Genomic DNA, 12,078 nt, shown 5'->3' with positions numbered 1-12,078 from the left:
CGCCCTGGGCACCCCCCGTTCAGCCGCCCAGGGCGAGGCGAGGATCAGGTGACGTTCGGCAGGTCCGTCGGCGGGATCACGCCGTTGGCGATCGGCAGACCCGTCCCGTACGCGGAGACGCCGCCGAGGGTCGCCCTGGTCAGCGTGGTGCACCCGGTGAGGGCGACGGTGTCGCTGGTCCGTTGCACGCCGAGCACGAACATCGCTCCGGTGTTGTACGAGAAGTCCTCGAACGGCGCGGTCACCAGCAGCTCCGGCGTCCCGTCGTTGGTCACGTCGAGGATGCGTACCGTGCTGCCGAACGCCTCGCTGGGCTGCGGGTTGGCGTTGATCAACGAGTGGCCCTCCTGGAACGTGGAGTCCAGTCCCGACTGCAGGCCCGACGCGCCGCCGAGGAAGACGTGGACCATGCCCTGCCCGCTGCCCGCGCCGGAGTCCTCCCCGGGGACGCCGACCGCGAGATCGTCCGCGCCGTCGTTGTCGAGGTCGCCGACCGCTAGCGCGGCGCCGAACTGGTCACCGGCCTCGGCGCTCCCGCCCACGCCCGGTGAGCTCTGCGAGATGACAAGCGTGCGCGCGCTGCTGATCAGGTCGGTGCCGCCGCGCAGCACGACAAGGGCACCGGACCTGCTGGGACCGCCCTTGTACTGGTCGGCGTAGACCACGACGTCGGCGTTGCTGCCGCCGTGGAAACGACCGATCGCGACGCTGCTGTAGCTCCCGCCGGTCTTCGTCTTGTCCACACACACCGACGTGCTGCCGGTCACCGTCACACCGCCTGCGGAACCCTTGAGGGCATACACGCAGCCCTGCGCACCCGTCGTACCGCTGACGTCCTCGCCCTCGACGTTGATCACCAGGTCGTCACGGCCGTCGCCGGTGAGGTCGCCAGCCGCGACCGATGAGCCGAAGTGGTCGTTCTTCTCCGCAGTCCCCCCGATGCCGCTGGTCTCCTGCCCGAACGCGGCCGCGTTGTCGACCCGCAGGCCACTGCTCCCCCCGTACAGCACCCAGACGCCACCGGCCGCGCCGACGGTGCCGATCGCCTCGCCCGGGGTGCCGACGGCGAGATCGGCGTACCCGTCGCCGTTGAAGTCGCCGGTGGTGAGGCCCGCGCCGAAGTAGTCGTTGGTCTCGGCGTCACCGGGGACGGTGCCGCTGTTCTGGGTGATGAACGCGTTGCCGTTCGCGATCAGGCCGAGGTACGGCGGCGTCGGCTGCCCGTACAGGATTGTCACCGCGCCGGCGTTGGCGACCGCGCCGATGGACTCCTTCGGATTGCCGATGGCCACGTCCGCGCGCCGGTCACCGTTGAAGTCGCCGGTGACGATCTGCGCGCCGAAGTTGTCTGTCGTCTCCGGCGAGTCGAGCACCGACGGGTCGTTCTGGTGCAGGAGCGCCACGGGTTGCCCGGGGACCGTGCTGCCGCCGGGGATCACGTAGACCGACCCGCCGACTTCGTTCGGCGCGGTGGGGTCGGGGAACCCGACGGAGCGGGCGCCGCTGGCCACGACGATGTCCGGGATCCCGTCGCCGGTGACGTCGGCCCGGCTCGCCGGGCCCGCGGCGGCCGCGATGCCGACGTCGGCACCACCCTCGACGGCGGGCTGTGCGGCTGCGGACGGGCCCGGCACCGCGACCGATGTCAGGACCGCGGCGACCACGGCTGCGGGCAGAACTCTCCTGCGTTGGTTCACGAAGATTCTCCTCTGGGTACTCGAATTCCTCACGGCCTGGTCCGGAGGTCGTAGAAGCGGTACGCGGCCCGGGCCGACAGGCCGGGCATAGCAGTGCTCGTGACATCGATGCCGGCCTCGATCGACTCCGTCACGCACTTGCCGCGGGACTCGTACGAGCAGGTGTCGATGGCCATGGCGACCCCGGACACTGCCTGCGCCGTCGCGCCCAGCTGGGCGACGCGTTGGGCTGCTGGGCCGACGCCGCCACAGCCGTAGAAGGCGGCGCACCCGACGGCCACCCCGGAGCCGACGACGTTCACGGCGGCTCCGATGGCGTGCGTCCATTCGAACGCGCTGCGGTGCTCGTGCACGAACCGCGCGACGACCCAGTGCTTCCTGGGCGGCTGCCGGTCGCGCTGCGGCAGCGAGTGGCAGCCGCGCTTGAGGTTCCAGCAGACCGACATGCGGTCCGATCGCTGGTAGACCCGCCGGTAGATGCGCGCCTCCCGCCGCTCCGACCGGTAGGCCAGTTGGCGGTAGCGGTTGCGCTGCTTCTTGTTCTTCGTGCTCGCCGCCAGCCGGAGAAGACCCGCCATGCGTTGCGGGCAGTCGCCCGGAATGCAGAGCCCACTCGGGTCACTCAGGGTCGTGGGGTTGTTGTCGGCGTACGCGTAGGCGTTCTGACTGGCCGGGTTGTCCGTGTTCAGCAACGGGTCGGGGCTGGTGAGCCGGCCGGTGAGCGGGTCGTGCTGACGGTTGTCCAGGGCGACCAGCGACGTCGACGCGTCCTCGACCTTGCCCAGGTAACCGCGATCGGTGCCGCTGATGGTGTCGCCACCACGGTGCGCCCCGTACGGCAGGTACCGCTGCCGGGAGACACCGTCGCCGCTCACGCGGTGTGTGGCGCCCGGCGTCGTGGCGTCGACGGCGAACTGGACGCTGCCCTGCTCGTCGGTGAGCAGGAAGCGGACGCCGCCGGAGGTCCGCATCGCCGCCAGGTCGTCGCCCAGTTGGTAGAACCGGGTGGCGGAAACGGAGCTGGTGAGGACGAGTTCCACGCCGTCGAGATACAGCGTCGTGGCACCGGGGGCCCGCCGGATCAGCCGCGTCCCGTCGGCGTCGTAGACGTAGCCGGTCGTGGCCCCGGCGGTGGTCTGTTCGGTGAGCCGCCCGCCCTCGTCGTACGACGAGGTGGTGGTGACCCCGTCGACGGTGCGCGAGGTCTCCTGGCCGTCGGCGTCGTAGGCGAAGGTGTCGGCGCCGACAGCGCTGACGGCCTGCGGTCGGACCGCCTCCGGTCCCGGTTGGGGGTAGCGGTAGGTCCGCGACTCGCTCCCGGACGTGACAGACGTGATGCTTCCGGTGGGGTCGTAGGCGTAGGTCAGCCGGTACGGGTCCGGTCCGCCGCCGTCAGCTGATCCGGATCCCCCGGCGCAGGTCCCCGCCGTGGTGGTCCAGGCGTCGGTCAGCCGCTGCAACCCGTCGTAGCCGAAGCACTCGGCCTGCCCGGTGGTGCCGTCGGCCACCTGCCGCACGTTGCCGACGGCGTCGTACCCGTACTCGTCGGACTGCACGGTGCGGGGCGTCGACGTGTCGGCGCCGGCGGTGGCGCCGAGGCCGACGAGCCGCCGCTCGCCGCGGTCCTCGTAGCGGTAGCTGCGGCGCACCTCCCCCGCGCCGCCGTAGTCACGGCTCTTCACCGGGCCGAACTCGTGGTACGCCGTGCCGCTGACGTAGGTGCCCAGCTCGCTGGCGAGGGTGTCCGCAACGCCGGTGCCGGTGTAGCCCTGGTGCACGGTCTCCTGGGCCAGACCGTTGCCCGCCGGGTAGGTGGTGTCCGTCAGGTGGTCCGCGCGGTCGTAGCCGTAGGTGATCTCGTACGTGCCGGCGAGGCTCTTCTCGCTCGTCGGCACGACCCATCGCCTCCCGGTGACCCGGTAGCGGTCGTCGTAGCTGGCCACCTCGGTCCGGTACCTGTCGGTGCCGACGTGGCGGGTCGTGGCGGCGAGCCGTCCCTTCCCACCGGGAACCGTGTCGTAGGTCCACTCGGCGAGCCTCGTGCCGGTCTGCACGTCGCCGGACCAGGTGACGCTGCGCCGCCCGAGGGCGTCGTAGCTGTAGCTGACCTTCTTGCGCAGGGCGTCGGTGGCGGATGCGACCCGGCCGACGCCGTCGTAGGTGTAGGTGGTGAGTCCGGCGTTCGGGTCCTTCGCGGTGAGACGCTGACCGAGCCAGTCGTAGGTGTAGGCCGAGACGTCTCCGGCGGGATCGGTGACCGACGCGAGGTCACCCCGGGGGGTGTAGGTGTACGAGGTGGTCGGTGCCCCGGGTTGTGGCGTCGACACGCCGGCCGGCAGGTTCTGCTGGGTCTGGACGACCCGGTCGAACGCGTCCTGCCAGCTGCCGGTCCGGCCGCCGACCGGTGGCGTGACGATCGTGCCGTTGCCGAAGTTGTCAGTCGTCGTGCGTGCCGTGGCCGCGCCGAGTCCGTACACGGTCGAGAGGGCCTCCCGTTCCAGCGCGTCGTACTGCCGCTCGGTCCACGACGGGACCGTCGAGGTGGCCGGGTTGAGCAGCAGGTCCGGGTTGTCCCCCGCGGCGGTGCTGTTCCACATCGGCTGGGACGTGCCCGCCGTCAGACCCCGGTCGTCGTACGCGGTGACGGTGACGGTGCGGCCGGACCCGCTGGGGGCGGGCGCCTGCACCTCACGGGTACGCCCCAGACCGTCGAGGTAGGTGTGGGTGGTCAACCACTCGACCCGCGTCCCGGCCAGGGTCTGCAACTGGCGGGCCGTCACGACTGTGGGCCTGCTCGGCTGCTCGGCGCCGGTGGCGGTGATGCGGTAGGTGAACTCGTACGAGGGCGTGGTGGTGCCCGTCTGCTGCTCCGTGGGCAGCCACACCTTGCGCAGCCGCCCGACGCCGTCGTACGCCGATGTGGTGGTGCGGCCGTTGACGTCGACGTTCCTGTCCTCGGTGTCGTCGAAGGCGGGCGACGGGTAGCTGGTGGCGGTGAAGCCCTTGGGGTCGGTGACGCTGACCCCGTCGCTCGGGAACCCGGTCGCCGGTCTGTAGCCGGTGCGGGTGACACCGTCGGGGTTGGTCTCGGTCAGCTCCCGCCCGTAGTCGTCGTAGGTGTTGCGCACCCAGTTGTACGTGCCGTCGGCGGTGTGGGAGCGGACCTCGGTGGGGTTGCCGTCGGTCGGCTCGTTCACTCCGTCGCCCGGTCCGGTGGCGCCGTCGTAGAGCGTCACGGTCCGGTCGACGACCGGGCCGGGGCACCGCAGGCTCTGGCCGTCCGGGTCGCCGGCGTGGGTCTCCCTCCGTTCGACGAAGTCGAGCATCCACTGCCCGGCCGCGGTGTTCTGGGCGTAGCCGATCTCGGTGCACACGCTGTCGGCGACACCCGTCTCGCCGAGGTCGGCCTCCCGGGTAACCAGGCCGCCGTTGCCGACGGAATAGCCGTCGGACCGCTTGGCCCTCTCGCGCCAGGTGCCGTCGCCGCGCCGGTCGCGCCGGTACTCGTAGGCCGGGCGCACCATGTGCACGTCGTGGGATCCGGGCCCGTCGGCGATGATCCCGGAGTCCCAGTAGGTGCTGCGCGAGGACTCCAGCTCGGTCAACGAGTTGTCGGCGTTACGCCGGTAGCGCTGTTGTTGCAGCACCGTGCCCGCCAGCTGCGGGTCGTCCGGCCAGGGCTGGCCCGTGTAGTCCTTGACCGCCTCGGTGCGGGCACTGCCGGAGCCGAGCAGGTCCCCGTTCATGCCTCGGAAGTACCGGGTGTCGGTGATGCTCTGGCGGTCCGCTCCGCCGCTGCCCTCGGTGACCCGCACGGTCTGGTAGCCACGCCAGTCGGTCCAGTCCATGTCCTTGGCGGCGACCGTCAGCTCGTCGTCGCGGTGCCACGCCGGCCACGGCACGAGCTGGTCCACCCCGTACGCGTAGGAGGTGCTCATGGTCGGTGAGCCGCCCACCAGGTCGACCTGGTCGACCTTGGTCACCAGGTACCTGTGGAACACGCCCTTGACGGGGTTGGTGGCGCCCTCCGGCTTGAAGCGCACCCGGAAGCACTCGTAGCGGTTCTGGTCCCACAGCACCCCCGCCTCCCACCCGGTGTTCTCGCCGCCGGCCGGGCAGGTCGTGGCCGGGGACGCGTGTCCGTAGCTGACCCGGGTCTCGCCGCCGAGGCCGTTGCGCACCACCGACAGCCGTCGCATCTGCAACTGCTGCGCGGTGGTCGTGTAGTCCTGACGGTTGCCGAGGAAGATCCCGTCGAACGCGACAGGTGGCAGTGTCACCGTCTCGCCACCCCACAGGCCCGTCTGCTGGATGCTGTTGAGCCACAGCGACGGCGTGGTGCCGTCCGGGGTGGGCGGGAAGGCGAACGTCGGCCGCCACCGTGTCGTCTCCTGCCACGTCTGTGCCTGCGCGTTCCACACCTGGGCCGAGATCAGGTCCAACCGGCTGGTGCTGAAGAACGTCGGTGAGTACTTCGCGCAGCCGGCGCCGTCGGCGCAGACCAGGTCGGTCGGCACGTCCGGGTACGACGTGGCGTTGGCCGCCGAGACGGCCGGGCAGGAGGCGGTCGGGTTGGCGATCCGCTGGGTGCAGCGGCCGACCGCGGTGAAGTCGACCTGCGCGCTGGGGTGCTGGCCGGCCAGCATGCCGTACTCGATCCGGTCGAGGTGGCCGCCCCGGTCGTAGCGGTAGGTGGCGCCACCGTTGGCCTGCCGGTAGTTGTTGGTCTCGGGCGTCCAGTACACGGCCGTCACGTTCTCGTTCGCGTCGACCACCGTGTCGAGGTTCCAGCGCCAGGTCTGGCGGCAGGGCACCGGCGCGGTCGAGTGGCACGGCTCCCCCGCGTCGTCGCCGACGACGGGCACGGTCCAGTTCGAGTCCTTCCGGTTGCCGAAGGTGTGCTGCTCGCCGTCCGGTGTGGACACCACCCAGTACTCGCCGGTGTTGTCGTCGTTCGACCCGTTGAACCGATGCTCGATCTTCCAGCCGCGGTCGTCGCGCATCCGGTAGGTGCCGTCCGCCGTCTTGATCAGCTCGGTGGAGACCCCGTCCAGGGACAGCACGAACGCGGCGCCGTCCTCGTCCCCGGAGTACGGCGACACCCAGCACAGGTCGGCGTGGTACGCATCTCCGTCCTCGACGCAGGACCGGTACCGCCGCTCGATGAATCCGATGCCGAGGTTCCACCCGAGCCCGACCCAGGACGCCTGGTTGTTGGTCGAGGACGTACGTCCGTCCACGGTGGAGGAGTCGTAGTCGAGGGACAGGTCCGGGGCGTCGCCTCCGACCGAGGGTGGCAGCCGCAGCGGGTAGGACTCGGTGAAACTGCCGGAGTTGGTTCCCGCGGTCCACTTCTCGGCCGGGGACAGGTCGGTCGCGCGGTAGTCACCGGTTCCGGTCCCCGACGCGGCGGCGGTCACCGCGTACACCTGATCGGGGCCGCTGTCGACGTCCGCCGACAGGCGGCCGGCGGCCAGGTCGTTGCGGGCGGCCACCGGAGCGGGTGTCCGGACGCACTCGCGGGTCACGCACTGCGGAACACGGACCAGCCGCAGCCGGTCGGCGAGGTTCCCCCCGTAGCCGTAGCGGAAGCGCGAGTAGTCGACGTCGAGGTGGACCCGGCCCGATCCGCCGGCGCGACGGGACAGCCTGAACGCCGTCCCGACGCTGTCCAGCGCCGCCCGGCTCTCCTGGTCGAGCAGCTCCACCCGGACCTCGGCAGGCGCGTCTCCGGTCCCGGTCGCGGACACTTCGATCGGCAGCGAGCCGGCCCGCACCGGATGTCCCGGGGCGAGCGTGACGTCGACAGTGCCGGCGGCCGGCCAGTGCGGTGCCGGCAACGGCGTGGCCGCGTCGGCCTCCGGGTCCGGGGTCGTCCGGACGCGGGGAACCGTCCTGCCGGGCACCGAGCGCTCCCGGGGCGAGCCGGAGGCGGCGTGGGCCGGCGTCGGGGCCACCACCGTCGTACCGGCTGCGGCGACGATCGCGACGACGCTCACCGCGCCGAGCACCCACCTGGCGAGATAACGTCCGGTACGCATGGGTCTCCTTACGTCCACGCGGCCGAGGCGGGGCCGCCGGCTCGCTGCGCCGCGGGCCCGGGCGGCCCGAAGCCCCCGTGCGACTGGCGCGCACGACAGCGATCAGGGCGTCAGCTTGCGCGGCACCGGGACCACGCCGCCCGCCATGTCGGTCGATCGGAGACGTCTCGGGACCTCTCCCCTGAGGACCTGCACGAACGCGGCCGACACGGGTACGTCCCGGGATATCGAGCGACGACGTTGAGTCACGTTGGCCGGGGCGCTAATCTGACAACCGGTCACATTGCCGACGGCGAATGGTCCGATTCCCTTGACGAAGACCCGCTCGCGATCCCCACGGGGGTTGGTGGCGCCGCGGAGCGCGTCGTGAGGTGGCGGACCCTGCCGGGGACGCTGGACCAGCACGCGCATCTTCTGGTCGTCCGGTTACGACAGCTCAAGGATCACAGCGGGCTGAGCCTGAAGGCTCTGGGGACGAAGACGGCGTTCAGCGCCTCCTCCTGGGAGCGGTACCTCAACGGCAAGGCGCTGCCGCCCGAGACGGCGGTCGTCGCCCTCGCCGAGATCACCAGAGCCGATCCGGTCCCCCTGCTCGCTCTGCTCGCGGCAAGTCAACGGGTCGAGCCACCGTCCACCGAGGTCCCGGCGTCCGGTGACGCGCACGGGCCGGAGCCAGATCGGGCCGAGCCGCGGGTCCGGGTCGCTGCGCTGTCCGTCGCCGGGGGCGCGCTGCTGCTCTCCGCCGTCACCTCGATCCTGTTGCTCGTCGATCCCTGGCGCGAGGACGACCCCGCGGTGGCGACCGACGTCGGCAGGTACGCGTGCACGTACACCCAGCAGGGTGACCTGCTGTTCGCCGGCAACAGCACGACGACGTCACACCTGGTGATGCGCAACAGCACCGGTCCGGACGCCGCCGAGGTGCAGTGTCTGCTGCGACGCCACAACCTGTCCCCCGGCGAGGTGGACGGGTACTTCGGCGAGCACACCGAGGCCGAGGTGAAGCGGTTGCAGCTGCAGGATCATCTGCCCGCCGACGGGATCGTCAGCCAGCAGACGTGGCAGTTGTTGCGGCATGTGCGATGAGCGAGGGACCGGCGATGGCGTACCCACCGAACGCGACCCGCTGGCGCGCGCTCCCGCGCACGCTGCCCGCGCCGTGCGCCCTCCTGGTCACCGAACTGCGGGACCTGAAGGACCGTAGCCGCCTGAGTCTGGACCAGCTGGCGGCGACGACCGCGATCAGCAGGTCGTCGTGGGAACGCTATCTCAACGGCAAGCAGTTCCCGCCCCGCCAGGCGGTCCGGGCGCTGTGCGAGGCCGCGGGTGAGCCCGACGACAGGGCTCTGAGGTGCTGGGACGTGGCCGACGCGGCCTGGAGCGGCCGCGCGCAGACCGCCACCGGTGCGACGAGCGCAACCGACGTCGCGCGCACCGACGCACCGCCCCGGCGGCGCCCCGCGCGCACGCGCCGAGCGCTGCTGGCCGCCTCCGACCTGGTCGCCACACGTCCGGTGGCCAGCGCGGTCGGGGTCGCCCTGGCGTGCGCGGCGATGGTCACGCCGGCCGCCGTGGTCCACGCGTCCCGCGCCGCCACCGTCGCGGGCTCCCGCCCACCCATCTGCGAGCTGCAAGCCTGCGAGGGCCGCAACCCCCGCACCACCGCCTGCGAGGACCCTGTCACTGTGGCGTCCCACACCGCGGCGGACGGCACCCGGCTGGAGATCCGCCTCAGCCCGAGCTGCCGGGCCGGTTGGATCCGCACCTGGCCCACGCACGCCGGCTTCCGCCTTGAGATCAGCGGACCGGACGCCCGCCCGCAGACCACCGTCACGGCGGCCCCGACGACGGACCAGCAGGTCACCACCACGGCGATGATCGCCGCACCCGACCCGTCGAGCCTGCGCGCCTGCTACTACCCCGCCGGCGACCAACCGGGACGGGAGTGCTTCGGCGTCACCGACTGACGGTGCCGCCGCTCAACTCACCCCGAGCCGGGCCAGCGGCTCGACGAGTTCCCGCTCCTCGTAGCTCAGGTGCGACAGCAGGGCGTCGGTCAGCAGGTTCACCGCGGCGCGCAGCTCGGCCAGCCCGTCCGGCGCCCCGACGTACGCGACAAGCGCCTTATCGACACCCTCGAGCACGTCGTGGATGACGTGGTGCTCCTGCTCCAGCCGGTCGACCACCGGGCGCAGCCGCGGGTCGGCCTGCCGCAGCCGCGGAAAGAGGGCCTGGTCCTCGATGGTGTGGTGGGTGGTGACGATGCGGCAGTAGGACTCGCAGTACGCGCCCAGCGTCCACCGGTTCTGCCGCATGGTCATCGTGTTGATCTGCGAGCGCGCCGCGCCGGCGTCGATCTCGCCCGCGGCGACCTGCTCGATCAGGTCGTGGATCTGGGCCAGCTCGCCGCGCAGGCCGTCGTGCACCTGCACCAGGTGCTGGCCGGTGGCCTGCTCGTGTGCCGTGTAGGTGCGCGTCGGGTCGGGCGCGGGCCCGGTGGGACGGGCGGACTCGTCCCAGACCTGCCGGTCGCTGAGCCGCCGGCCGTCGTCCGGGGTCGGCACCACAGCGAAGGCCCCGGCGGTCACCCGCGCGCGGGTCGGCCGCGCGGAGCGCGCGACGAGCGCCGCCGGCTCCGCGGCCACCACCGGCTCGGCGGGAGTACGCGTCGACGTGGCGCCACCGTCGCGTTCGGCCGCGACCAGTTCGCGCACGGCGGGGGCCACCTCGCCGGCGAACCGGCGCAGGTCGTCGGGGTCGTCGCTGGCGAGGATGAACGTGCCGACGCCGTCGCCCAGCGCCAACTCGACCAGCTCCCGCACCCACTGTTCGGCGGGTCCGTGCAGCGGGCCGCCCCCGGCCGACGAGAAGGTGCCGGAGATGTTCAGCAGCCGGCGGACGTCGCGGGGCGAGCGGCCCGCCTCCTGCGCGGCGTCGTCGATGATCTTGTTGCCTCTGGCCAGGTCACCGGGCTGAAGGTAGTCCAGTGACGGCAGCCAGCCGTCGGCCCGGCGACCGGTGAGCGCGAGCATGCGCGGCTTGTACGCCCCGAGCCAGATCGGCACCGCGTGGGCCGGGGCCGGGCCGCGCTTGGCCCCGACCACCCGGTGGAACTCGCCGTCGACCCGCACGCCACCGCGCGCCGAGGCGTCCCACATCTGCCGGATGACGTCGATGCCCTCCTCCAGCGCCCGTACGCCCTGCCCGGGCGTCAGCCGCCGGCCGCCCATCGCCTCGATGGCGTCCCAGAACGCCCCCGCGCCGAGACCCAGCGCGACCCGACCCCCGCTGAGCAGGTCGAGGCTGGCGACGCTGCGGGCGAGCACGGCGGGCGGGCGCAGCGGCAGGTTGGTGACGTTCGCCGACAGGTGTACGCGGTCCGTGCGCGCCGCGACGAAGCTCAGCAGCGTCCAGGTGTCCAGGAACCGCGGCTGGTACGGATGGTCCTGGAAGGTGACCAGATCCAGCCCGACCTGCTCGGCCAGGACCGCCAGCCCGACCGTGCGGTCCGGATCGTCGTTGCCGGGCGTGGTGAACGATCCGAAGACCAGGTCGTGGCCGTAGTCGCTCATCGTGCGAGCCTCCCGTCGTCCGCGACGCGTCGGACGATGCGTCGTGACCCCAACCTTATGCCAGACAGAACATCTGCTGCCAACAAGGTTTGTGATCCTGCGCTATTGTCGGGGCATGACGGGTGCCAGCGATCGGCCGGACCGGCCCGATCCCCTCGACGACGATCTGGGCTGGATGCTGGGAATCGTGTTCCGGGGCTACATCCGGGCAGCCGAGCACACCCTTACCGATTTCCCCGGCGGCCCGCGCGGTTATCAGGTGCTCACCGCCGCGGCCACCGGGCCGGCCCGCAACCAGGGCGCGATTGCCGAGGAGCTGGGCATCGACCGGACGGTGCTGACGTACCTGATCGACGACCTCGAACGCCCGGGATTCGTCGCCCGGCGGGCGGACCCGGCCGACCGGCGCAGCCGGCTGGTGGACGTCACCGACGCCGGGCGGGCGGCGTGGGAGCAGCAACGCGAGGCGCTGCGGCAGGTCGAGGCGCACCTGCTGGGGGCGCTCACGCCCACCGAGTCGGCGACCCTGCGCGCACTGCTGCAACGCATCGCCTGCTCGACGCAGGCGATCGACCCGCTGCGCGACCTCTGCCAGGCGGTCGCCGAGGTACGGCCCGAGCCCGAAGCGCCGACGCCGAGCCGGCCGGGCGCACCGCCCGAGCGCGGTCGACCGCGCGCTTCCCGAGCACGCGGCGACGCCTGACCGGGCGGTGATCCGCGACGGCGCGGGGGCGGGGGGGGGGGCCGCCGCCGCACCACCGTCGAGGG

Annotated in this window: 6 protein-coding genes; 3 read left to right on the top strand and 3 right to left on the bottom strand. The window is 72.2% G+C overall.

Annotated features, from left to right (window positions below; all coding sequences use genetic code 11):
• Positions 1 to 44: 44 nt before the first annotated feature.
• Together AB0B39_RS21985 and AB0B39_RS21980 are read right to left on the bottom strand one after the other, a co-directional pair.
• Complete coding sequence (locus AB0B39_RS21985; protein WP_357575220.1) at positions 45 to 1,697, bottom strand: FG-GAP repeat protein; 1,653 nt, start codon at positions 1,695 to 1,697, stop codon at positions 45 to 47.
• Positions 1,698 to 1,726: 29 nt separating this feature from the next.
• Positions 1,727 to 7,738, bottom strand: a complete 6,012-nt coding sequence (locus AB0B39_RS21980; protein WP_357575219.1) for an RHS repeat-associated core domain-containing protein — start codon at positions 7,736 to 7,738, stop codon at positions 1,727 to 1,729.
• 366 nt (positions 7,739 to 8,104) lie between these two features.
• On the opposite strand from AB0B39_RS21980, the gene AB0B39_RS21975 reads away from it, so the two are divergent.
• Together AB0B39_RS21975 and AB0B39_RS21970 are read left to right on the top strand one after the other, a co-directional pair.
• The gene (locus AB0B39_RS21975; RefSeq protein WP_357489766.1) at positions 8,105 to 8,824 is read left to right on the top strand and encodes a helix-turn-helix domain-containing protein; all 720 of its coding nucleotides are present in this window, start codon (positions 8,105 to 8,107) and stop codon (positions 8,822 to 8,824) included.
• 14 nt (positions 8,825 to 8,838) lie between these two features.
• Positions 8,839 to 9,705 carry a helix-turn-helix domain-containing protein gene (locus tag AB0B39_RS21970; RefSeq protein WP_357575218.1) on the top strand — a complete coding sequence of 289 codons (867 nt, stop codon included), beginning with the start codon at positions 8,839 to 8,841 and terminating at the stop codon, positions 9,703 to 9,705.
• Positions 9,706 to 9,717: 12 nt separating this feature from the next.
• Here AB0B39_RS21970 and AB0B39_RS21965 read toward each other — a convergent pair whose 3' ends face one another.
• The gene (locus AB0B39_RS21965) at positions 9,718 to 11,310 is read right to left on the bottom strand and encodes an LLM class flavin-dependent oxidoreductase (protein ID WP_357489762.1); all 1,593 of its coding nucleotides are present in this window, start codon (positions 11,308 to 11,310) and stop codon (positions 9,718 to 9,720) included.
• 115 nt (positions 11,311 to 11,425) lie between these two features.
• On the opposite strand from AB0B39_RS21965, the gene AB0B39_RS21960 reads away from it, so the two are divergent.
• A complete protein-coding gene (locus tag AB0B39_RS21960; protein WP_357489760.1) occupies positions 11,426 to 12,013 on the top strand; it encodes a MarR family winged helix-turn-helix transcriptional regulator in 588 nt (195 codons plus the stop codon).
• Positions 12,014 to 12,078 lie beyond the last annotated feature (65 nt).

The organism is Micromonospora sp. NPDC049114 (genome assembly GCF_040648635.1).
In the GTDB taxonomy this organism is placed as follows: domain Bacteria; phylum Actinomycetota; class Actinomycetes; order Mycobacteriales; family Micromonosporaceae; genus Micromonospora.
This window is presented reverse-complemented; position numbering and strand designations above follow the sequence as displayed.

What these genes read in the sequence shown, in the direction of transcription:
- AB0B39_RS21980 (WP_357575219.1), bottom strand. Translation starts at nt 7,738, where the DNA reads ATGCGTACCGGACGTTATCTCGCCAGGTGGGTGCTCGGCGCGGTGAGC.
- AB0B39_RS21970 (WP_357575218.1), top strand. Translation starts at nt 8,839, where the DNA reads ATGGCGTACCCACCGAACGCGACCCGCTGGCGCGCGCTCCCGCGCACG.
- AB0B39_RS21965 (WP_357489762.1), bottom strand. Translation starts at nt 11,310, where the DNA reads ATGAGCGACTACGGCCACGACCTGGTCTTCGGATCGTTCACCACGCCC.
- AB0B39_RS21960 (WP_357489760.1), top strand. Translation starts at nt 11,426, where the DNA reads ATGACGGGTGCCAGCGATCGGCCGGACCGGCCCGATCCCCTCGACGAC.